The organism is Janthinobacterium sp. SUN100, assembly GCF_030397705.1.
In the GTDB taxonomy this organism is placed as follows: domain Bacteria; phylum Pseudomonadota; class Gammaproteobacteria; order Burkholderiales; family Burkholderiaceae_D; genus Janthinobacterium; species Janthinobacterium kumbetense.
Genome location: NZ_JAPUBU010000003.1, coordinates 578,546 through 599,448, shown reverse-complemented (window position 1 = coordinate 599,448; position 20,903 = coordinate 578,546). Strand labels below are relative to the sequence as shown.

The following is a 20,903-nucleotide window of genomic DNA, read 5'->3' as shown; positions in this document are numbered from 1 at the left end:
CCGTGAAACGATCTGGCACGGGAGGAGACACCATGAAGATGCCGACCGCGCACCGGATCGCGCTGCTGTTTAACGGGAATAAAATCTATGACCGCGACATCATCGCGGGCATCGCCGCCTACCTGAACACCACGCGTGTGTCGTGGGACCTGTTCCTGGAAGAGGATTTTCGCTGCCGCCTGCCGGGCATCGAACGCTGGCAGGGCGATGGCATCATCGCCGATTTCGACGATCCCGCCGTCTGCGCGGCGCTGGCACACAGCCGCCTGCCGGTGGTGGCCGTAGGCGGCTCGTATGCGCGTGCGGAGGATTATCCGGCCGGCATCCCGTACGTGGCGACCGATAATTTCAAGATCGTCAAGCTGGCCTATGAACACCTGGTGGAAGCGGGATTGAGCCGCTTTGCCTGTTTCAGCCTGCCCGAGGCCGATGTCAACCGCTGGGCGCAGGAGCGCGAAACGGCATTTTGCGCCTTGATGCAGCGCGACCACATGCGCGCCGACGTGTACCGGGGCGTCGCCACCAGCGCGCCGTCATGGGACGAAGCGGTGGAGCAGCAGATCGCCTGGCTCAACAGCCTGGAAAAACCCGTCGGCATCATCGCCGTCAGCGACGCGCGCGCGCGCCAGTTGCTGCAAGCGTGCATGCACGCGGGCATCGCCGTGCCGGAGCAGGTCGCCCTGATCGGCATCGACAACGACCCGCTGGCGCGCATGCTCACGCGCATTCCCTTGAGTTCCGTGATCCAGGGCACGGAGGAAATGGGCCGCACGGCGGCGCATCTGCTGCACCAGATGCTCAACGGCGCGCGCCTGTCCGGCACGCGCATCCTCGTGCCGCCGGCCGGCCTGAACGTGCTCGCCTCCACGCGCCACCAGCCCTTCCAGCATCCGCAGGTGATGCAGGCGCGCCACTTCATCCGCCAGTACGCCTGCCAGGGCATCAAGACGGAGCAGGTGGCCGATTACGTGGGCGTGTCGCGCTCTTCGCTCGAAGCGCACTTCCGCCACGAACTGGGGCGCAGCGTGCACGATGAAATCCTGCATTTCAAGCTCGATGCGGCCAAGACCCTGCTGGCGCGCGGGCCGGGGCAGGTGGCCGAGGTGGCCGTGCGTTGCGGTTTTACCACGGTGCAGTACATGCATGCCGTCTTCAAGCGCGAACTCGGTTGCACGCCGCGCGAATTCCAGCAGCGCAGCCGGCCGCCGCCAGCCCCCGGGCAGGCGCCATGATGCATCTGCTGCGTAACGCGCGCGGCATGCGCGTAGCCATCGATGCGCACGATGCCAGCGTGCGGGCCTGGTGGGCGCCCGACCGCTATGGCCGGCTGGCCGATGTGCTGGACGCGGCGCCCCCAGCGGCGCGGTCCTCCGCGGGCTGGCAGTGCGCATCGCCCGGCGACGGCCACTTGCAGTTGCAGCTGGCGCAAGACGGCCTGTCGGTACGCCTGACCTACCGGTTTGACGACGACGGCAGCCTGCACCTCGACTGCGACGCCACATCCGATACTGTTTCCCGTTTTGCGCTTGCCGCGCCCCGCTTCAATCTGCAGGGCCACCATGCCAGCGTGGGCGACCATGTGCTGCGCATGGCTGCCGACCATTACTGGCCTTGGCCTGGTGGCTGTGAGGGTGGCGCGCCGCTCGATGTGGCGGGCAGCGCCTTCGACTTCCGCCAGCCGGCGCCGCTCGCTTCGCGTCTGGCCTGGCCCGCGCTGGCCCACTTGCCGGGATTTCGGCATGACTTTTACTGGACGGGCAGCGGCCAGCTGCGCGAGGCGGCGCGGGTTGCCGACCCCGCGTCGGGCCGGGTCTTGCGTTTTTCCAGCACCCAGGACTGCTGCCATCTGTATTCCGATGCGCGCTGTTTTTCCCTGCTGGCGCAGGGTGTAGAAATGCAGCCGGGACAGGCGATGCGCTTCAAGCTCGCCTACCGTCTGGGCGTGCAGGATCTCGACGCGTTTGACATATCCGAACCGGTATCAATGATGTCAAATAAGTGATTGGTCAGATATGCGGGGCAGTTCTACCATGGGGTAGTTTTTCCCTCATTTATTTTTGTCCTGACCGACGCTGCGAACCCGCCCATGAACATACTCACCATCGATGCCGGCACCACCAATACGCGTACCTTGTTGTGGCGCGCAGGCGCCGTCGTCGCCCAGGCGCAGCTGGAAACGGGCGTGCGCAATACCGCCATCGATGGCCATAACGGCGCGCTGAAACAGGCGCTGCGCGACACCATTGCCTGCGTGCTGGCCAGCGCGGACATTGCGCCGTCCGAGGTGGACCTGGCGCTGGCGTCGGGCATGATCACCTCGCCCATGGGAGTGCGCGAAGTGCCGCATTTGCCGGCGCCCGCCGGCCTGGCCCAGCTGGCGCAAGGCATGCAGGCGGTGGACTTGCCCGACGTGCTGGCGCAGCCCTTGTGGCTGATTCCCGGCGTGCGTAACCAGCATGGCGCCGTCGGCCTGCATAACGTCGAGGCGATGGACATGATGCGCGGCGAAGAGACGGAAGTCGTCGCGTTGCTGGAACGCCTGCAATTGCGGGGCGCGGCAACCTTGATCATGCCCGGCTCGCATACCAAATTGATCAGTGTGGACGAGCAGCGCCGCATCCTCGGCTGCAGCACCACCATTGCGGGCGAACTGCTGCAGGCGATCACGCAGCATACCCTGATCAAGCAATCGGTCGATGGCGGTTTTGCGCAGACCCTGGTGCCGAAAATGCTGCTGGCCGGCGCGGCGGCGGCGCAAAAAACGGGGCTGGCGCGCGCCTGCTTCAGCGTGCGCACCCTGGGCCAGTTCAGCGCCGTCGAATGCAACGAGCGGGCCAATTTCCTGATGGGCGCCGTCCTCAGCGGCGACTTGCTGGCGCTGCGCAACAGCACCGCCATCCAGATGCGGCCCGATACCCCGCTCGTCATTACGGGCAAGCCCATGCTGCGCCAGGCGCTCGGGCTGCTGATCGAAGAACACGGATTTTTTTATGGCAAGCGCATCATCGTCGACGACCAGCAGCAAGCCAATCTGGCCGGTCACGGTGCGCTGCTGATCGCCGCCGCGCGCGGCTTGATTTCCCCGCAGGAGACAGTATGAGTGACAACAAGAACAAGCGTCCCTTGCGTTCGCAAGCGTGGTTTGGCGGCGACGACAAGGACAGTTTCATTCACCGCAGCTGGATGAAGAACCAGGGCTATCCCAGCGACGCCTTCGATGGCCGTCCCGTCATCGGCATCTGCAATACCTGGTCCGAACTGACCCCCTGCAATGGCCATTTCCGCGACCTGGCCGAGATGGTCAAGCGCGGCGTGCTTGAAGCGGGCGGTTTTCCCGTCGAATTCCCCGTGATGTCGCTGGGCGAGACGAACCTGCGCCCGACGGCCATGTTGTTCCGTAACCTGGCCAGCATGGATGTCGAGGAATCGATCCGCGCCAATCCGATCGACGGCGTGGTGCTGCTGACGGGCTGCGACAAGACCACTCCGGCCCTGCTGATGGGCGCGGCCAGCGTGGACTTGCCGACCATCGTGCTGTCGGGTGGTCCCATGTTGAACGGTAACTACCGCGGCAAACCGATCGGCTCCGGCACGGACGTGTGGAAGTTTTCCGAGGACGTGCGCGCCGGGCGCATGACCTCAAACGAATTCAAACAGGCCGAATCGTGCATGTCGCGCTCCGCCGGCCACTGCATGACCATGGGCACGGCTTCCACCATGGCCAGCATGGTCGAGGCACTGGGCGTGACCCTGCCCGGCAACGCGGCCATTCCCGCCGTCGATGCGCGCCGCAAGCTGCAGGCGCAGCTGACGGGCCGGCGCATCGTCGACATGGTGCATGAAGACCTGAAACTGTCGCAGATCCTCACGCGCGAAGCGTTTGAAAACGCCATCATGGTCAACGGCGCCATCGGCGGCTCGACCAATGCCGTGATCCACCTGCTGGCCATCGCAGGGCGCATCGGCGTGGACATGCGCCTGGGCGACTGGGACCGCCTGGGGCGCGACATTCCCTGCCTGCTGAACCTGATGCCGTCGGGCCAGTACCTGATGGAAGATTTTTACTATGCGGGCGGCTTGCCCGTGATCATCCGCGACTTGCTGGGCAAATTGCATGGCGAGGCGCTCACCGTCACGGGCGCCAGCATGGCCGTCAATGTGGCCGAAGCGGAAAATTTCAATCCCGAGGTGATCACGCCGCTGGCGCAGCCATTCAAGGACGAGGGCGGCATCGCCGTCCTGCATGGCAACCTGGCTCCGCGCGGTGCCGTCATCAAGCCTTCCGCTGCTTCGCCGGAACTGATGCAGCACCGTGGCCGCGCCGTCGTCTTCAACAGCATCGAGCATTATAAAAAGCGCGTCGACGATCCCGCGCTCGATATCGACGCCAGCTGTGTGATGGTGCTGCAAAATTGCGGCCCGCAGGGTTATCCGGGGATGGCCGAAGTGGGCAATATGGGATTGCCGAAAAAACTGCTGGAGCAGGGCGTGCGCGACATGGTGCGCATCTCGGATGCGCGCATGAGCGGCACGGCCTACGGCACGGTGGTACTGCACGTGGCGCCGGAAGCGGCCGTGGGCGGGCCGCTGGCGCTGGTGCGCGATGGCGACATGATTGAACTGGACGTGGCGGGACGGCGTTTGCACCTGGACGTCGACGAGGCCGAGCTGGCGCGCCGCCGCGCCGAGTGGACAGCGCCGCAGCCGGCTATGAAGGGCGGCTACCAGTCGATGTACATCAAGCACGTGACGCAGGCCGACGAAGGCGCGGACCTCGACTTCCTCGTCGGTTGCCGGGGCTCCGCGGTGCCGAGGGAATCACATTGAAAGAAGGAACAGACATGGGAACACGGGCCCAATTACTGGTCGATGCGCAGAATTTTCTCGGCGAGGGCGTGCGCTGGTGCGAACGCAGCGGCCGCGTTTTCTGGACGAATATCGAAGGCTGCCAGCTGCATGCGCTGGTGCTGGCCACGGGCGAGCGCCAGACGTGGGCCATGCCCGAGCGCCTGGCGTGCTTCGCGCTGACGGACAGCGACGACGTGTTGCTGCTGGGACTGGCTTCGCGCCTGGCCTGGTTTGATGCGCGCAGCGGGGCCGTCACGCCCTTGCACACGGTGGAGGGGGACTTGCCCATGACGCGCCTGAACGATGGCCGCTGCGACCGCCAGGGACGCTTTGTCTTCGGCACGCTCGATGAGCGCCCTTGCCGCGATGCCGTCGCCAGCTTCTACCGCCTCAACCTGGACTTGACCCTGGAACGCCTGCCGCTGCCGCAGATCGCCATCTCGAACAGCATCTGCTTCAGCGTCGATGGCACGGCCATGTACTTCTGCGACTCGATGAAGAAGGCGATCTACCGCTGGGACGATTATCTGGGGGGCGACGCCAGCCGGGTGCGCGTGTTTGCCGTGCTCGATCCGGGCCCCGGCGCCGCCGATGGCGCCACCATCGATGCGGATGACTACCTGTGGAGCGCGCAATGGGGGGCAGGCCGGGTCTTGCGCTTCGCGCCGGACGGCAGCGTCGAGCGCAAGATCAGCCTGCCCGTCTCGCAGCCCAGCTGCGTGAGCCTGGGCGGCCCGCGCTACGACGAATTGTTCGTCACCACGGCGCAGGAGAGCTTGAGCGCGGCCCAGCTGGCGAGCGAACCGCTGGCCGGGGGATTGTTTCATGCGCGCCAGGTGGACGTGCACGGTTTGCCGGAAGTGCGCTTTGGCGCCTTACCGGCCTGACAGGAGAGAGCATATGCAAAAACATACGGTTTTCGAGGGCATTATCGAGCGGGGTATGGTCGGCATCGTGCGTGACCCTTCGGCGCAGGCGGCCGTGCAGATTGCCGAGGCGTGCATTGCCGGCGGCATCACGGCGCTGGAAGTGGCATTCACCACGCCCGATACCCTGGGTGTGCTGCGCACTCTGCGCGAACGCCATGGCCATGACGTGCTGCTGGGCGCGGGCACGGTACTCGACACGGAGACGGCGCGCGCCGCCATCCTGGCCGGCGCCCAGTTCATCATCTCGCCCGGCGTGAACGTGGAGACCATCACGCTGTGCCAGCGCTACCAGGTGCTGTCCATGCCGGGGGCGATGACGCCGACGGAGATCGTCACGGCTCTGCAGGCCGGCGCCGACATCGTCAAGGTCTTCCCTGCCGAGATGTTCGGTCCCGCCTACATCAAGGCCCTGCGCGCGCCCTTGCCGCAAGCGCCGTTGATGCCGACGGGCGGCGTGACGGTGGAGAACTTGCATGAATGGTTTGCCAGCGGCGCCGTGGCCGTGGGCATCGGCAGCAGTCTGAGTGGTCCGGGCGCCACGGGAGACTACGCGGCCGTGACGGCGCGCGCGCAGGCCTTCGTGGCGAAGATGGCGGCCGTGCGGACGGCTAAGTCTTCTGGCTAGCTCCCACCGGGACGGGAATCTGCTACGCTAAAGGAGCAATGTCGCACGCCTCATAGACCAGAATATGTCCAACATCGCCCGCATCCTGCAAGACAGCCGCATCATCGCCATCGTCGGCATGTCCGACAAGCCCGAACGCGCCAGCCATGAAGTGGCAGATTACCTGCTGCGGCATGGCTATCGCGTGTTGCCCGTCAATCCGGCCCTCACCGGGCGCGATGTGCTGGGGCAGCGCGCTTACGCCACCCTGACGCAGGCCGCGGCGGCTGTCGCGCCGGCGCGCATCGACATCGTCGACTGCTTCCGCAAGTCAGAAAATATTCTGCCCATCGCCGAGGAAGCCATCGCCGTCAAGGCTGGCTGCCTGTGGCTGCAGCTCGACGTAGTCAACGAGCAGGCGGCGCAGCTGGCGCGGGCGGCGGGCCTGGAGGTGGTGATGGACCATTGCACAAAAATCGAGCACCGCAAGCTGGCGGTGGCGGCATGAAGGCGCGCACGCAGTTCCGTGCCGGGAAGGACTTCGACCTGAACGAGGATTTCGCCGGCAAGCGCCTGCTGGGCGCCGCCACCAAGGCGGCGAACAAGAAGCTGACGGCAGCCCAGTGCAAGGCCCTGGACCGCGAGGAAACCGTGGCCCTGACGGCGCAGATCGCCGAGTGCCAGAGCATGCTGTACGCGCAGCACAAAAAGAAGGTGCTGCTGGTCTTGCAGGGCATGGACACGTCGGGCAAGGATGGCACGGTCAAGGCCATCTTCAGCAATATCAACCCGATGGGCATCCGCGCCGTGGCGTTCAAGGGACCCACCGATATCGAACTGGCGCACGATTACCTGTGGCGCGTGCACCAGCACGTGCCCGTGAAAGGCGAAATCGCCATCTTCAACCGCAGCCATTACGAGGATGTGCTGATCACGCGCGTGCAGGACATGATCGACAAGGCAGAATGCCAGCGCCGCTATGCGCAGATCCGCGATTTCGAGCGCATGCTGAGTGAAACGGGCACCGTCATCCTGAAGGTCTTCCTGCATATCTCGAAGGATGAACAGCGGGGACGGCTGCAGGAGCGGCTCGATGATCCCGACCGCCAGTGGAAGTTCGATCCCAACGATATCGCCCAGCGCAAGAAGTGGGATGGCTACCAGCGCGCCTATGAAACGGCGATCCGCGAGACGGATGCCGACCACGCGCCGTGGTACGTGGTGCCATCGAACTCCAAGACGCAGCGCAACCTGGTGGTGGCGTCCCTGCTGCTGGAAACCCTGCAGGGCATGAAACTGGAATACCCGGCACCGGACCCGAAACTGTCGTCTTTCAAGGTCGAGTAGAGCTTGGGGCAGTTCAGCGCCGCGCCTGCGAAATCTGCCGCGCTGTGGCATAGTATCCCTCGTCGATAATTCAAACCAGACCGGAGATGCATATGCTGCAGTTGAAAGATCCTACCTTGTTGCGTCACCAGGCTTACGTAAATGGAGCCTGGGTCGATGCCGATGGTGGCCAGACGATTAATGTGAGCAATCCCGCCACGGGCGAGCATATCGGCACGGTGCCCCTGATGGGCGCCGCCGAGACGCGCCGCGCCATCGAGGCGGCCAATGCCGCCTGGCCTGCCTGGCGCAAGAAGACGGCCAAGGAGCGCGCGGCCGTGCTGCGCCGCTGGCATGACCTGATTCTGGAAAACGCCGACGACCTGGCGCTGATCATGACCACCGAGCAGGGCAAGCCCCTGCCGGAAGCGAAGGGCGAAGTGCAGTTCGGTGCCTCGTTCATCGAGTGGTTTGCCGAAGAAGGCAAGCGCGTTGCGGGCGATACGCTGCAGTCGCCGTGGCCGGATCGCCGCCTGGTCATCACCAAGGAGCCGATCGGCGTGTGCGCCGCCATCACGCCGTGGAACTTCCCCGCTGCCATGATCACCCGCAAAGTCGGCCCGGCCCTGGCCGCCGGCTGCCCGATGGTCCTGAAACCGGCTGAAGCAACGCCGTTTTCCGCGCTGGCGCTGGCCGTGCTGGCCGAGCGCGCAGGCGTGCCTGCTGGCGTGTTCAGCATCGTCACGGGTGCGCCGAAAGAAATCGGCGGCGAAATGACGTCGAACCCGATCGTGCGCAAGCTGACGTTTACGGGTTCGACCCAGGTGGGCCGCCTGCTGGCGGAGCAGTGCGCGCCAACGATCAAGAAACTGTCGCTGGAACTGGGCGGCAATGCGCCGTTCATCGTCTTCGACGACGCGGACCTGGATGCGGCCGTGGAAGGCGCCATCGCCTCGAAATACCGCAACGCCGGCCAGACCTGCGTGTGCGCCAACCGCCTGTACGTGCAGGACAGCGTGTATGACGCGTTTGCCGACAAGCTGGTGGCGGCCGTGGCCAAGCTGAAGGTGGGCAATGGCATCGAGGTGGGCGTCACGCAAGGCCCGCTGATCGACGCCAAGGCCGTCGCCAAGGTGGAAGAACACGTGGCCGACGCGCTGGGCAAGGGCGGCCGCCTGCTCGCTGGCGGCAAGCGCCATGCGCTGGGCAACGGCTTCTTCGAGCCGACCATCATCGCCGACGTGACGAACGACATGCGCGTGGCCACCGAGGAAACCTTCGGCCCGCTGGCGCCCCTGTTCCGCTTCAAGACGGACGATGAAGTCATCGCCCTGGCCAACAACACGGAATTCGGCCTGGCCGCCTACTTCTATTCGCGCGACATCGGCCGCATCTGGCGTGTGGCCGAAGGCCTGGAAACGGGCATGGTCGGCGTCAATACGGGCCTGATCTCGAACGAGATCGCCCCCTTCGGCGGCGTCAAGCAATCGGGCCTGGGCCGTGAAGGGTCGACCTACGGTATCGAAGACTATCTCGTCATCAAGTACATCTGCATGGGCGGTATCTAGGATGCTTGATTAAATCTACTGCGCGGCGCGCTTTCCGGCCTGCGATGCGCGCTGCCTCGGCGGCCCCGTACTCAGTACAGCTGCGCTTCTTAGCCAGATGGGGGCGCCGAGCCTCGTTGCCGCTCGCTACGATTTTCTTAAGCATTCGTGACGTCCGTTATCGACGGCTGTTACGAACCGATCCTAACCTGTCCAGCATGCCCTTGACCGCTTCCATCTGCGTGCCGCTCTTGCGGTAGAAGTCCGGGTCGATCGGATTGATGCTGGTGTAGCCCCAGAAATCCCAGCAGCCTTTCGGGTTGTACGGGTAGACGGGGCTCGGTTCGGCCTGCGGATACAGCACGATGATCTTGTTGGCGTCCGCCACCTGGTTGTAGCCGGTGCTGGTATAGAAACGGTCGCCGATGGCTTGCGTCGTTTGCAAGCAGCCGTGGAAGACCACGTGCACGCGGCAGCTCTCGCTGTCGCAGGCTTTCGGGATGTAGGCGTAGCCCGTATTGTTCATGCTCGAGTACGCGTTCTGGATGAAGCTGCGCTGGTTGAAGGCAATCAGCTTGCCCGTCAGCGTGGTCGACGCGGGCTGCAGGTCCGGATACAGGTGCTGCAGGATGTCGCGCGCCTGCACGAAGTCGCAGTCATTGATGAAGGGCGACGCCGTTACATCGCAAGCCTTGTCCTGATTGTTGTCCGTGATGATGGCATGGCCTGCGCCGATATTGTCGACGAAGAGGATCTGCTCGGCCGGCGTGCCCGCCAGCGCATAGAATTTCCCTACCTGTTCCACTACCGGCCGCGTCACGGTCTGGTCTTTTGTTCCGCTGAACAGATACACGCGCTGGCGTTTCAGGTTGGCCGTGTCGTCGATGAGGCGGGCGCGCGCGAAGTCGTTCGCCGCGCGCAGCAATTCGCTGGCGACAGGCGGCGCCACCTGCGCGCTGCCCGGATTCATGCAGGTGGTCAGGGCATTCGTCAGATAGGGGATGTAGGGGAAGCGGCCCGGCTGGCCCGAGCAGAAATACGGGCCGCCCGCGATGATGCCGGCGCCGGCCACCGTGGCCGAGTAGGCGACGGCAAACTGCGCCGCCATGAAGCCGCCCGAGGACAGGCCGGACACGGTGGTCTGGCTCAGGTCAGCCTGGTAGCCGGGCAGGGCGGGAGCATCCCTGGTCGCGGCGGGCTTGGCAGCTTTGGCGGCCGTGGCGGCGAGCGCGCCGCCTGGCGCCAGGGTGAGCAGGCTGGCGGCCAGCAGGGCGGTGGGTAATGCGGTCAGGTGCGGGAAGGGCATGGCGACTCCACAAGGCAAGAAATGGGATAGGAAGGCCGAGCATAGGTAAAAAAACTGTGCGATGGGCAAGTACTGCACTATCGTTGATGTCGCTCAAGCAATTGCTGTTCTTGTGGCCCTTATGCGCGCGCGCGGCGTTTGACATAGAATGGTTTTTTCCGTTCAACCATGGTGCCCTTCATGTCCAAGACTCTTGCCCAGCTGTTTGCGCTCACCACCCTTGCCGCCGGCGCCAGCCTGGCCATGCCGGCCCATGCCGCTGAAACCGCTACAGCTGCCGTCGCGCCTGCCGCCTGCCCCGCGATTCTCAAGCAGACCTTCAACCGCCTGCAGGATGAAGCGCCGCAAAACCTGTGCCAGTACGCGGGCAAGGTGGTGCTAGTGGTCAATACGGCAAGTTATTGTGGTTTTACCAATCAATATGAAGGGCTCGAGGCGCTGTACGCCAAGTACGGCAGCAAGGGCCTGGTGGTGCTGGGCTTCCCGTCGAACGATTTCGGCAAGCAGGAGCCGGGCAACAGCAAGGAAATCGCCGATTTCTGCTACAACACCTATGGCGTGAAGTTTCCCATGTTCGCCAAATCGGTGGTCTCCGGCCCTGCGCCGAATCCGCTGTACGTGGACTTGATCAAGCAGACGGGCAAGACCCCGGCCTGGAATTTCCACAAATACCTGATCGACCGCCACGGTAAAGTGGTGGAAAGCTTCCCCAGCAAGGTGACGCCGGACGACAAGAAACTCGTTGGCGCGGTGGAAAAAGCGCTGGCGCTGTAAGTTGCCGACACGCAAGCAGGCTTGATCGCCTGCTTTTTTTTTAATGCCGCGCTTGTCGTCTTGCCATCATTGTCCTAAGCTGGTTGTTCGCGTTTGTCACAACCAAGGAGAACATCATGGCGTATGTCGATGGATTTGTGGTGCCCGTACCGAAAGCCAAGCTCGAAGCCTACCTGGCCATGTCGCGCAGTTGCGGCGCCATCTGGCGCGAGTACGGCGCGCTGGAATTTCGCGAATGCGTGGGCGACGATGTCAAGCCAGGCAAGCTGACGTCGTTCCCGCAAGCGGTGGACTTGCAGGATGGCGAAGTGGTGGTATTTTCCTGGATCGTGTATGCGTCGCGCGCCAAGCGCGATGAAATCAACGACAAGGTCATGAAAGACCCGCGCCTGGCCGAGATGATGGATCCGGCCAAGCTGCCGTTCGATGGCAAGCGGATGATTTACGGTGGTTATGAAATGCAGGTGGATCTCTAGCGGCTGAAACAGTCCATGGTGGCGTTGCAATGCCTCGTCGTGCAGTTGCACTGCCTTCGGCAATGCGCCTTGCCTTGAACTGTTTCAGGCGCTAGCGATAATATGCGCCGGTAACGCCCCGCGCAGCGCATTGCACACGACGATCGCTTCGGCCTGTGCCAGCATGGCCCGCGTGATGATGGTTTCCTGCGCATCCCAGGCGGGATCGGCCAGCATGGCGGCGCGTTGCACGCCGGGCAGCAGGCCGCAGGACAGGTGCGGCGTATGCCAGCGGCCATCGAGGCGGACGAAGACATTGCTGCGCCCGCCTTCCGTCAGTTCGCCCCGTTCGTTAAAGAACAGCATGTCGAAGCTGCCTCGCGCCTCGGCTGCGCGCCAGGCCGCGTCGTAGCGTGCGCGCACGCTGCTCTTGTGACGCAGGAACAGGTCGCCGGCAGTCGTGGCGTCGGGTGCCAGCAGGATGGTTACCGTGTCCGGCAGGGCGGTGAGGGGGCCGCTTTGCGTCGTGCACTGGCCATCCTGGCGTAGCGCCAGGCGCAGGCGGAAGGGCGCGTCGTCGGGGCGCGCCGCGCAGGCCGCCTGCAGCGCGGTGCGCGCGGCACTCTCACTCCAGGCAAAACCGAAATACGCGCAGGAGGCGGCCAGGCGTGCCAGGTGGCGCTCCTGCTGGCGGCAGCCGCCGGTGCGGCTGGCGTGCAGGGTCTCGAACAGTTCGAAGTCGTTGGCCAGCCCCGTCAGGAAGCGGGCCTTGAGCTGGCACTCCGCAAATTCCTCGTGCGGGTCGCTGTCGAGCACGATGCCGGCACCCACGCCCATCTCGCCGCGCCGGATGCCGTCAGGGCCAGCCGGCTGCAAGGCCAGGGTGCGGATCGGCACGGACATGCAAAAGTCGCCCACCGCGTGGGTAGCGCCGGCGGCAGGAGGGTCGAACCAGCCGATGGCGCCCGTATAGATGCCGCGCGGCGCCGGCTCCAGTTCGGCGATGATTTCCATGGTACGGCGTTTCGGTGCGCCCGTGATCGAGCCGCACGGATACAAGGCCTGGAAGATGTCGGCCAGGCTGGCGTCGTCGCGCAGGCGCGCCTGCACGGTGGAGGTCATTTGCAGCACGCTGCTGTAGCGCGTCACCTCGAACAGGGCCGGCACCTTGACGGAGCCGGTGACGGCGATACGGCCGATGTCGTTGCGCAGCAGGTCGACGATCATCAGGTTTTCCGCGCGGTTCTTCGAGTCATTGGCCAGGGCACTGGCGCGGCGCATATTTTCTGCCGTTTGGTCGGCAGGGGCGGCAGGCGCGGTGCCTTTCATGGGGCGCGCCATCAACTCGCCCTGTGCATGGCGCACGAACAGTTCCGGCGACAGCGACAGCAAGGCGCCGCCATCGGGCAGCATCACCAGCGCGCCGTAGGGCACGGGCTGACGCGCGCGCAGCCGCGCATACAGGGCCAGGGGCGAGCCGAAGGCGTCGAAGCGCAAGCGATACGTGTAGTTGACCTGATAGGTGTCGCCGGCCACGATGTAGTCGTGGATGCGGTCAAGCGCGCGCGTGAATTCGGCTTGTTCCACATTCGCGCGGATATCGGCCACGCCGGCTGGCGTGGCGTCGGCGTGGACGCGCGCCCCCAGCCACTGCGCCACCTCGTCCTGCGACAGCTGCGTGCAATGGTCGAAGACAAGCACTTGCGCCAGCGGCGGCGCGTCGATGCCTGCCGCGCGCGGCGGCATGGCCAGCAAATGCGCCCCCAGCTCGTAGCTGCACACGCTGACGGCGTACTGGCCGCGATGTAAGGCGTCTTGCAGGCCTTCCAGCAACTCGGGCCAGGCCTGCCCCTCGGTGCATTGCAAGACCGCCGCCAGGCCCGTGTACAGGCGCGAACCGGCGCCCGGGGTGCTGGCGTCGTCGAGCAGGGCGAAACAGTCGGTATGCATGGGGACAGCCGCGGCGGTGACTTACCCCAGCAGCATGGCGATTTGCAGCGCCGCTTCCTGGGAGGGATTGATCTTGAAGCCGCTCTTGGCGTAGCGGTGCCAGCGTCCGATGACGAAGCCGACGATCAGGGTGGCGCGCGCCGCCACTTCGCTTTCCTTGCCATGGCCTTCGGCGGCAGCCACGCGCAAGGCCTGCTTGAGCGCCAGTTCCACGCGGTCGTAGAACTGGTTCATGCGCACTTGCAGGCGCTCGTCCTCATTGACCAGCGCATCGCCGATCAGCACGCGTGTCATGCCCGGATTGCTGATGGCGAAATTGAGCAGCATGCCGACGATGTCGCGCGTTTGCGTCATGCCGTCGCTGTGCTTTTCCGCGATCTGGTTGATCAGGCCGAAAACGCTCGACTCGATAAATTCGATCAGCCCTTCGAACATTTGCGCCTTGCTGGCGAAATGACGGTACAGGGCCGCTTCCGACACGGCCAGTCTGGCCGCCAGTGCGGCAGTGGTGATCTTTTCGCCTTTCGGCTGCTCCAGCATTGCGGCGAGGGCCTGAAGAATTTGTAGCCTGCGTTGGCCCGGCGGTGTGCTTGCCATATTTTCTCTTGTCGTTAAAAAAAATGCTGCCTTGATGGGGAGGTCCGTCACCGCCGCTAGCGGTGCGGCTTCCGGCGTCAACCGGAAGCCCAGGAGTCCCCTTCAACGCAGACGGTGAAGGCGGCGTGCCAAATGCCGGACAGATTTTACTTTGACATCGACGTAAGCGGGGCGATTTAACGCCTTGGGCAACTTCGCCACGCCGATCGGATCCGCCATTTTCAGGTATTGCGTGACCCATGCCGTGCGCAGGCCCAGTTTTTTCGCACCCTTCAGGTTGGCCAGGGTGTCTTCCACCAAGATGCAGCGGCCAGGGCGGATCTGGTGCTTGCGCATCAGTTTGCGCAGCATCAGGGTCGATGGCTTGGGCCGCAGCTGGCGGTGCACATGCATCGCCTCGATGGCGATATGCTGCGAAAAATGCTGGCGCAAGCCCAGGTGGCGCATCACGTCGCTCGAATAGCGCAGCGGCGCGTTGGTGAGTAAAATTTTACGGCCAGGCAGGCGTTTGAGTAAAGCCCCCAGCCCCCGCTCGGCGCGGATCATGGCGCGCAAATCGTCGAACGCGTGCGTCTCGTGCAAAAAATGCGCTGCCTGTACCTGATGGTGCTTGACCATGCCCAGCAAGGTGGCGCCATAGCGGCGCCAGTAGGCCGCGCGCGCCGTATTGACGATGGCGTCGTCGGCCGGCGTCACGCCGTCGCCCAGCACGCGGGCAATATACGTGTTCATATTGGCCGTGATGGCGGGGAAGATGGCGTGCGAGGCATTGTGCAGCGTGTTGTCGAGGTCAAACAGCCAGACCGGCGACGAGCGGTTAAGATGGGACACAGGCACAGGAGTCTTTAGGCAAGATGATAAGCAAGATGAAAAATTCAACAATCAGGAAAACCATGCGACGCCAGATTATAGTGATGTTTTGCGGATTATTCTTGCTGCCGTTGCCGGCGGCCTTTGCCGAAGCGCCGCCCGCGGCGCAAAACCGGGGTGCCCTGTTCAAGGTGCAGGACGCCAGCCATACCCTGTATCTGTTCGGTACCATCCACGTCGGCGCGCCCGATTTTTATCCGCTCGAGCCGACCGTGACGCAGGCGCTGCACCAGGCTGGCGCGCTGGCGCTGGAGATCGATCCCGGCGCCGACCCGCGCGCCGCCCTGGGCGCCGTGCTGAAGTACGGCATGGAGGCGCCGGGCAGCCAAGTACCGCTTGATTGCCGCCAGACCCTGGCCCCGCGCCTGGCGCCGCTGTTGCAAAAATACGGCATTCCAGCCGAATCGGTGGCGCCGATGAAGCCGTGGATGCTGGCCAGCATGCTGGCCATCGGCGAGTTTTCCACCCTGGGCTACCGTTCCGACCTGGCCGTCGACAGTTATCTGTCGCAGCAGGCCAAGGCGCGCAAGATCCCCGTGGTGGAACTCGAGTCGATGGAAGGCCAGATGGCGCTGTTCGGCGCCATGTCGCCGGCCGACCAGTGCCGCTTCCTGGAAGACGGCGTGGCGTCGATCGAGGACCAGGAACAAAGCCAGGAAGCGCGCGAGATCGCCAACGCCTGGCGCACGGCCGACGCGGCCGCCTTCGACAGGTTGGCCGCCAAGGCAGCGACAGACCCGTCGTTCGCCGCCCAGTTCGTGCAAAAGGTGTTGCTGGATGGCCGCAACCCCGCCCTGGCCGACGGCATCGCCAGGTTGCTGGCGCGCGAAAAGTCCAGCCTGGCCGCCATCGGCGTGCTGCATTTGGTGGGCACGAAAAGTGTTCCGGATTTATTGCGTCAGAAGGGCTTGAAGGTCGAGCGGGTGTATTGAACTGGTGGCTTAGCCGCGCAACAAACGGCGGCAGAGCAGATGGAAAAGTGTTCAGGGCAAGGCGTACTGACGAAGACAGTACGCATGTACGGCGAGGCAGTACAACGCCGCCATGGAAATTTTTTCAGCTGCGGGGAAAGGATACTGGTGCCCTTGACGTGGATCGAACACGTGGCCTCTCCCTTACCAAGGGAGTGCTCTACCACTGAGCTACAAGGGCAAATTAAAAGCGGCGCCAGGTGATCTGCGCCGCCAAACTACTCGCTGTGATGCATTGCGATTTTTTTAGTGCGAACGGATCATAGTACCAAAAGCTTGCTCGGTCAACACTTCCAGCAATAATGAGTGTTCGATGCGGCCGTCGATGATGTGCACCGTGTTCACGCCGGACTTGGCGGCGTCGAGTGCGGACGAGATCTTCGGCAGCATGCCGCCCGAGATCGTGCCGTCGGCGAACATCTCGTCGATTTCGCGCGCCGACAGGTCGGTTACCAGGTTGCCCTGCTTGTCCTGGACGCCGGCGATGTTGGTCATCATGATCAGCTTTTCCGCTTTCAGGATTTCCGCGATCTTGCCGGCTACCACGTCGGCGTTGATGTTGTAGGCCTGGCCATCCTGGCCGAAACCGATCGGCGAAATGATGGGAATGAAGGCGTCGTCCTGCAGCGCCTTGACGACGGCCGGGTTGATCGCGTCGATCTCGCCGACGAAGCCGATGTCGAGGAATTCGCCCGGATGTTCGCGGTCCGGCATCTGCATCTTGCGCGCGCGGATCAAGCCGCCATCCTTGCCCGTCAGGCCCACGGCCTGGCCGCCGTAATGGTTGATCAGCATGACAATATCCTGCTGCACTTCGCCGCCCAGCACCCACTCCACCACTTCCATGGTTTCTTCATCGGTGATGCGCATGCCTTGCACGAAGGTGCCTTGCTTGCCGATTTTTTTCAGCGCGTTGTCGATCTGCGGTCCGCCGCCGTGCACCACGACCGGGTTCATGCCGACCAGCTTGAGCAGGATGACGTCGCGCGCGAAGCCGTGCTTCAGGCGTTCGTCCGTCATGGCATTGCCACCGTACTTGATGACGATGGTCTTGCCATGGAAATTGCGGATGTAGGGCAGGGCCTCGGCCAGAATCTGCGCCTTGATTTGTGGCGACACCGCCGTCAAGTCGTCATTCATGTCCAGGTTCAAGTTAGCTAGTTGATTCATGGCGAGTCCGGAAAATAGATTTGTGAGATTTTACAGGGAAGAAGAAAATCTTGGAGGCATTATAGGGCGATCTTGTTGTATTTTCCCTGATGATCCTATAGTCTGGCCCGATATGTCCCCCAGCCAGCCCTTTTACTGCCCGTTACATCTGCGTCGCATCCCGGCGCGGCAGGACACATACTTGCCAATTCAAACACAGCCATGAGCGTATGCAGCCTGTGCGGCGCCACCTTCCAGTGTGGTCAGCTTGATCCGGACGCCAAGGAGCCCTGCTGGTGCGTGGACCTGCCGCCTGCCGTTCCCGTGCCCGGCAGCACCGCCGTGGGCTGCTGGTGCCCCGCCTGCCTGCAAGAGCGCATCGCCGTCTTGACCCCTCCGGCAGCAACGCCGGCCAAATAAGCGCATCGGCGCGCTTTTTCCTTTGCAAAAGACCTTGCATTTTGTAGGGGAATACGTTCAGACTTCGATTTTTAAGAATTTCTTACAGGAAAGTTATGCGCTTCAGGGATATCCGCATCGGCGTGCGCATCAATGCCGGTTATGCCATTTTGATCGTGCTGATGCTGGTCGTCATCGTCCTGGCGGGGAGCCGCATCTATGCTATCCGCGCCGAGACCGACGATATCCTGCAGCGCGACTGGGTCGCCGCCAAGGCCACCAGCAAGATCCACGGACTGGCGCGCGAGGCGGCCACGCGCATCGGCAACCTGCCGAGCCAGCACGAGCCGGCGCTGCGCCAGGCGAACCAGGCGCGCCTGGAGGTGATCAAGCAGGGCATCGATGAGCAGGTGCGCATCCTCGACGGTCTCGATGCGCGGCCGGAGGAGCGGCGCTTGCTGGAACAGATGCACCTGGCGCGCGCCGACTACTACGTGTCGCTCAAGACGATGTTCGAACTGGTCGAGCGCGGCGAGGATGCCCGCGCCGAGCAGGCCATGCAGACGCAGACCTTGCCGGTGCTGGAAAAAGTGCTGCTGTACGTGAGCCAGCTCGATGACTTGCAGCAGCAACTGATCCGCGACAGCGCGGCCCGGATACGCAACGACATCGATACCTCGCTGCTGCTGATGGGCGGCATCGGCCTGGCAGCCCTGCTGACCGGTCTCGCCTTTGCCTGGTCGGCGCGCTCGATCACGCGTCCGCTGGGCGAGGCGGTGGCGATCGCCACGCGCGTGGCCAATGGCGACCTCAGTTCCGTCATCGAAGTAACGTCGCGCGACGAGACGGGCGAATTGCTGCAGGCGCTCAAGGACATGAGCACCAGCCTGGCCGTCGAGCAGGACCTGCGCCACGCCGTCGAAGTGGCCGAGGATGCGACCAAGATGAAGTCGGACTTCCTGGCGAATATGTCGCACGAGATCCGCACGCCGATGAACGGCATCATCGGCATGACCCACCTGGCACTGCAGACGGACCTCACGTCGACCCAGCGCAACTATCTGGAGAAGGTGGAATCGGCTTCGAAGAACCTGTTGGCCATCATCGACGACATCCTCGATTTCTCGAAGATCGAGGCGGGCAAGATGGCCTTTGAAAAAGTCGATTTCTTCCTCGAGGACGTGCTGGCGCAGATCGCCGACCTGTCCGTGATGCGCGCCCAGGACAAGGGGCTCGAACTGCTGTTCGACATCGCCCCCGATGTGCCGAACGCCTTGCAGGGCGACCCGCTGCGCCTGGGCCAGGTGCTGATCAACCTGACCAACAACGCGATCAAGTTTACGGACAAGGGCGAGATCGTCGTCAGCATCCGCCTGCAGCAGCTGGAAGAACATGCGGCTGTCTTGCGCGTCGATGTGCGCGACACGGGCATCGGCCTCACGCCGCCCCAGCGCAGCAAATTGTTCCAGGCCTTTACCCAGGCCGACACCTCGACCACGCGCCACCATGGCGGCACGGGCCTGGGACTGACCATCAGCAAGCGCCTGGTGGAAATGATGGAAGGCGAGATCGACCTGGTCAGCGAAGCGGGCGTGGGCAGCACCTTCTTCTTCACGGCCCGCTTCGGCCTGGCCGCCGTGCCGCGCGACAGCCTGTCGCAACTGCAGCATCAGCAGCAATTCCAGGGCCTGCGCGTGCTGGTGGTCGATGACAACCCCAGCGCGCGTGAAATCTTCGTCAGCATGCTGACGGCGCTGGGCTTCGAGGCGCGTGCCGTGTCTGGCGGCGTGCTGGCCATCGGCGCCGTGGCGCAGGCGCGCGCCGAGGGGCGAGGGTACGGACTGGTGCTGATGGACTGGAAAATGCCGGGCATGAACGGCCTCGATACCCTGGCCGGCATCCGCGCCGATGCCGCCGGCATCGATGCGACGCCGGCCTGCATCATGGTCACGGCCTTCCATCGCGAAGCGCTGCTGGAGGCGGCGCGCCAGCGGGACTTGCCGTTCGACGGCGTATTGAACAAGCCGGTCAGCGCCTCGACCCTGCTCGACCAGATATCGTTCGTGTTTGGCGGCGTGACGGGGCAGAGCCGCAAGACGCAGCGCCAGAGCAGCTACCGCGACGACGAGCGCGCCTTGCGCGGCGCGTGGCTGCTGCTGGTGGAGGATAATGAAGTCAACCAGGAAGTGGCGCAGCATATTCTCAACGACGCCGGCATCCGCGTCGACATCGCGGGCAATGGTGCCATCGCGCTGGCGAAGATCGAGGAAAACGCCTATGACGGCGTGCTGATGGATTGCCAGATGCCGGTGATGGATGGCTACCAGGCGACGCGCAAGCTGCGCCAGGATCCCCGTTATTCGAATTTGCCCGTGATCGCCATGACGGCCAATGCCATGGTGGGCGACAAGGAAAAATGCCTGGATGCCGGCATGAACGATTTCATCGCCAAGCCGATCGACGTGGCGCAGTTGTTCGGTACCCTGGCACGCTGGATCGCGCCGGCCACGCCGCAGGCAATGACGGCGGTGGTGGCGCATCCGGAAGCGGAGTTGCCCGTGATCGCCGGCCTGAAAATGGCGGAAGCCATGCGTCGCGTGGGCGGCAATGCCGTTTTGATGCGAAAATTGCTGGACCGTTTTGTGGAAACCCAGTTCGACGCCATGCAGCGCATCGTTGCCGCCATCGAGAACAACCAGCTCGAGACGGCAATCCGCGAAGCGCATACCCTGAAGGGCCTGGCCGGCAATATCGGCGCCGGCGGCCTGGCCGACAGCGCCGCGCGGGTCGAGCACTTGCTCAGCCTGGGTTCGCACGACGGCTTGCCGCAGGCGCTGGCCGCATGCACCCTGGCGCTCGACGAGCTGGTGCCGAAGATCGTGCTGGCCATGCAGTCGCGCGGCAATGTGGCCGAGGCGGGCGGCGCGGCGGTGGCGCCAGTGGCGGCGGTGGATCGGGCGCACCTGGAGGCGGGCTTGCGCGAATTGTCGCAGCTGCTGCTGCAGGACGATGCGCAGGCCGTCAAGCACTTGGACGGTATCGGCCCGGTGCTGGTCGCGGCCGGGCAGGCGGAACACGCGCGCCAGTTGAAGCGCATGCTGGGACAATACGATTTCGAAGGTGCGCTGGCGCAGCTGGGCGAGGTGGCCGATGCGCTGGAGCTGACACTGTGACAAGG

The 20,903-nt window shown here is 64.0% G+C and carries 19 protein-coding genes and 1 tRNA gene; 14 read left to right on the top strand and 6 right to left on the bottom strand.

The features are described from left to right. The first annotated feature begins 32 nt into the window (after positions 1 to 32). From O0881_RS19230 to gabD, 9 genes are all read left to right on the top strand, one after another. Positions 33 to 1,232: a DNA-binding transcriptional regulator gene (locus O0881_RS19230; protein ID WP_289912551.1), complete on the top strand. Its 1,200-nt coding sequence runs from the start codon at positions 33 to 35 to the stop codon at positions 1,230 to 1,232. Further along, a complete protein-coding gene (locus O0881_RS19225; protein ID WP_289912550.1) occupies positions 1,229 to 2,002 on the top strand; it encodes a hypothetical protein in 774 nt (257 codons plus the stop codon). Before O0881_RS19230 ends, O0881_RS19225 begins: the two co-directional genes overlap by 4 nt. 84 nt (positions 2,003 to 2,086) lie before the next feature. After that, the gene (locus O0881_RS19220) at positions 2,087 to 3,100 is read left to right on the top strand and encodes a 2-dehydro-3-deoxygalactonokinase (protein WP_289912549.1); all 1,014 of its coding nucleotides are present in this window, start codon (positions 2,087 to 2,089) and stop codon (positions 3,098 to 3,100) included. Then, the gene (gene araD / locus O0881_RS19215; RefSeq protein ID WP_289912548.1) at positions 3,097 to 4,827 is read left to right on the top strand and encodes an L-arabinonate dehydratase; all 1,731 of its coding nucleotides are present in this window, start codon (positions 3,097 to 3,099) and stop codon (positions 4,825 to 4,827) included. Before O0881_RS19220 ends, araD begins: the two co-directional genes overlap by 4 nt. Before the next feature lie 14 nt (positions 4,828 to 4,841). After that, the gene (locus O0881_RS19210) at positions 4,842 to 5,735 is read left to right on the top strand and encodes an SMP-30/gluconolactonase/LRE family protein (RefSeq protein ID WP_289912547.1); all 894 of its coding nucleotides are present in this window, start codon (positions 4,842 to 4,844) and stop codon (positions 5,733 to 5,735) included. Between the two features lie 13 nt (positions 5,736 to 5,748). Next, positions 5,749 to 6,402 (top strand): bifunctional 2-keto-4-hydroxyglutarate aldolase/2-keto-3-deoxy-6-phosphogluconate aldolase, encoded by a 654-nt coding sequence (locus tag O0881_RS19205; protein WP_289912546.1) that lies wholly within the window; start codon positions 5,749 to 5,751, stop codon positions 6,400 to 6,402. 64 nt (positions 6,403 to 6,466) lie between these two features. Further along, entirely contained in the window at positions 6,467 to 6,889 is a 423-nt protein-coding gene (locus O0881_RS19200; RefSeq protein WP_289912545.1) for a CoA-binding protein, read from the top strand. Beyond that, the gene (locus O0881_RS19195; RefSeq protein WP_152257844.1) at positions 6,886 to 7,728 is read left to right on the top strand and encodes a PPK2 family polyphosphate kinase; all 843 of its coding nucleotides are present in this window, start codon (positions 6,886 to 6,888) and stop codon (positions 7,726 to 7,728) included. Before O0881_RS19200 ends, O0881_RS19195 begins: the two co-directional genes overlap by 4 nt. 92 nt (positions 7,729 to 7,820) lie before the next feature. Further along, positions 7,821 to 9,275 carry an NADP-dependent succinate-semialdehyde dehydrogenase gene (gabD, locus tag O0881_RS19190; protein ID WP_289912544.1) on the top strand — a complete coding sequence of 485 codons (1,455 nt, stop codon included), beginning with the start codon at positions 7,821 to 7,823 and terminating at the stop codon, positions 9,273 to 9,275. Between the two features lie 157 nt (positions 9,276 to 9,432). On the opposite strand, the gene O0881_RS19185 is transcribed toward gabD, so the two are convergent. Beyond that, positions 9,433 to 10,560 (bottom strand): poly(3-hydroxybutyrate) depolymerase, encoded by a 1,128-nt coding sequence (locus O0881_RS19185; RefSeq protein WP_289912543.1) that lies wholly within the window; start codon positions 10,558 to 10,560, stop codon positions 9,433 to 9,435. 180 nt (positions 10,561 to 10,740) lie between these two features. On the opposite strand from O0881_RS19185, the gene O0881_RS19180 reads away from it, so the two are divergent. Both O0881_RS19180 and O0881_RS19175 read left to right on the top strand, forming a co-directional pair. Beyond that, positions 10,741 to 11,334: a glutathione peroxidase gene (locus O0881_RS19180; protein ID WP_289912542.1), complete on the top strand. Its 594-nt coding sequence runs from the start codon at positions 10,741 to 10,743 to the stop codon at positions 11,332 to 11,334. 116 nt (positions 11,335 to 11,450) lie between these two features. Continuing rightward, a complete protein-coding gene (locus O0881_RS19175) occupies positions 11,451 to 11,810 on the top strand; it encodes a DUF1428 domain-containing protein (protein ID WP_099665920.1) in 360 nt (119 codons plus the stop codon). Positions 11,811 to 11,894: 84 nt separating this feature from the next. Here the strand turns inward: O0881_RS19175 and pabB are convergent, their stop codons facing one another. The 3 genes from pabB to O0881_RS19160 all read right to left on the bottom strand — a co-directional run bounded on the left by pabB (position 11,895) and on the right by O0881_RS19160 (position 15,173). Then, entirely contained in the window at positions 11,895 to 13,739 is a 1,845-nt protein-coding gene (gene pabB / locus O0881_RS19170; protein WP_289912541.1) for an aminodeoxychorismate synthase component I, read from the bottom strand. Positions 13,740 to 13,760: 21 nt separating this feature from the next. After that, on the bottom strand, positions 13,761 to 14,336 hold the full coding sequence (gene slmA, locus O0881_RS19165; RefSeq protein ID WP_099665918.1) for a nucleoid occlusion factor SlmA: 576 nt from the start codon (positions 14,334 to 14,336) through the stop codon (positions 13,761 to 13,763). A 102-nt stretch (positions 14,337 to 14,438) separates the two neighbouring features. Continuing rightward, positions 14,439 to 15,173 carry a pyrimidine 5'-nucleotidase gene (locus tag O0881_RS19160; RefSeq protein WP_289912540.1) on the bottom strand — a complete coding sequence of 245 codons (735 nt, stop codon included), beginning with the start codon at positions 15,171 to 15,173 and terminating at the stop codon, positions 14,439 to 14,441. Between the two features lie 95 nt (positions 15,174 to 15,268). Between O0881_RS19160 and O0881_RS19155 the strand changes: the two genes are divergently transcribed. Next, the gene (locus O0881_RS19155) at positions 15,269 to 16,138 is read left to right on the top strand and encodes a TraB/GumN family protein (protein WP_289912539.1); all 870 of its coding nucleotides are present in this window, start codon (positions 15,269 to 15,271) and stop codon (positions 16,136 to 16,138) included. A gap of 145 nt (positions 16,139 to 16,283) precedes the next feature. Here the strand turns inward: O0881_RS19155 and O0881_RS19150 are convergent. Further along, a tRNA-Thr gene (locus O0881_RS19150) sits at positions 16,284 to 16,358 on the bottom strand. Between the two features lie 65 nt (positions 16,359 to 16,423). Further along, positions 16,424 to 17,317: an acetylglutamate kinase gene (gene argB, locus O0881_RS19145; RefSeq protein ID WP_010393729.1), complete on the bottom strand. Its 894-nt coding sequence runs from the start codon at positions 17,315 to 17,317 to the stop codon at positions 16,424 to 16,426. A 231-nt stretch (positions 17,318 to 17,548) separates the two neighbouring features. Between argB and O0881_RS19140 the strand changes: the two genes are divergently transcribed. Together O0881_RS19140 and O0881_RS19135 are read left to right on the top strand one after the other, a co-directional pair. Then, complete coding sequence (locus tag O0881_RS19140) at positions 17,549 to 17,746, top strand: cysteine-rich CWC family protein (protein ID WP_289912538.1); 198 nt, start codon at positions 17,549 to 17,551, stop codon at positions 17,744 to 17,746. Between the two features lie 95 nt (positions 17,747 to 17,841). Continuing rightward, complete coding sequence (locus tag O0881_RS19135) at positions 17,842 to 20,898, top strand: response regulator (RefSeq protein ID WP_289912537.1); 3,057 nt, start codon at positions 17,842 to 17,844, stop codon at positions 20,896 to 20,898. Positions 20,899 to 20,903 lie beyond the last annotated feature (5 nt).

Excerpts from the sequence above, each read along its gene's own strand:
- O0881_RS19230 (WP_289912551.1), top strand. The coding sequence starts at position 33 with ATGAAGATGCCGACCGCGCACCGGATCGCGCTGCTGTTTAACGGGAAT.
- O0881_RS19225 (WP_289912550.1), top strand. The coding sequence starts at position 1,229 with ATGATGCATCTGCTGCGTAACGCGCGCGGCATGCGCGTAGCCATCGAT.
- O0881_RS19220 (WP_289912549.1), top strand. The coding sequence starts at position 2,087 with ATGAACATACTCACCATCGATGCCGGCACCACCAATACGCGTACCTTG.
- araD (WP_289912548.1), top strand. The coding sequence starts at position 3,097 with ATGAGTGACAACAAGAACAAGCGTCCCTTGCGTTCGCAAGCGTGGTTT.
- O0881_RS19210 (WP_289912547.1), top strand. The coding sequence starts at position 4,842 with ATGGGAACACGGGCCCAATTACTGGTCGATGCGCAGAATTTTCTCGGC.
- O0881_RS19205 (WP_289912546.1), top strand. The coding sequence starts at position 5,749 with ATGCAAAAACATACGGTTTTCGAGGGCATTATCGAGCGGGGTATGGTC.
- O0881_RS19200 (WP_289912545.1), top strand. The coding sequence starts at position 6,467 with ATGTCCAACATCGCCCGCATCCTGCAAGACAGCCGCATCATCGCCATC.
- O0881_RS19195 (WP_152257844.1), top strand. The coding sequence starts at position 6,886 with ATGAAGGCGCGCACGCAGTTCCGTGCCGGGAAGGACTTCGACCTGAAC.
- gabD (WP_289912544.1), top strand. The coding sequence starts at position 7,821 with ATGCTGCAGTTGAAAGATCCTACCTTGTTGCGTCACCAGGCTTACGTA.
- O0881_RS19185 (WP_289912543.1), bottom strand. The coding sequence starts at position 10,560 with ATGCCCTTCCCGCACCTGACCGCATTACCCACCGCCCTGCTGGCCGCC.
- O0881_RS19180 (WP_289912542.1), top strand. The coding sequence starts at position 10,741 with ATGTCCAAGACTCTTGCCCAGCTGTTTGCGCTCACCACCCTTGCCGCC.
- O0881_RS19175 (WP_099665920.1), top strand. The coding sequence starts at position 11,451 with ATGGCGTATGTCGATGGATTTGTGGTGCCCGTACCGAAAGCCAAGCTC.
- pabB (WP_289912541.1), bottom strand. The coding sequence starts at position 13,739 with ATGCATACCGACTGTTTCGCCCTGCTCGACGACGCCAGCACCCCGGGC.
- slmA (WP_099665918.1), bottom strand. The coding sequence starts at position 14,336 with ATGGCAAGCACACCGCCGGGCCAACGCAGGCTACAAATTCTTCAGGCC.
- argB (WP_010393729.1), bottom strand. The coding sequence starts at position 17,317 with ATGAATGACGACTTGACGGCGGTGTCGCCACAAATCAAGGCGCAGATT.
- O0881_RS19140 (WP_289912538.1), top strand. The coding sequence starts at position 17,549 with ATGAGCGTATGCAGCCTGTGCGGCGCCACCTTCCAGTGTGGTCAGCTT.
- O0881_RS19135 (WP_289912537.1), top strand. The coding sequence starts at position 17,842 with ATGCGCTTCAGGGATATCCGCATCGGCGTGCGCATCAATGCCGGTTAT.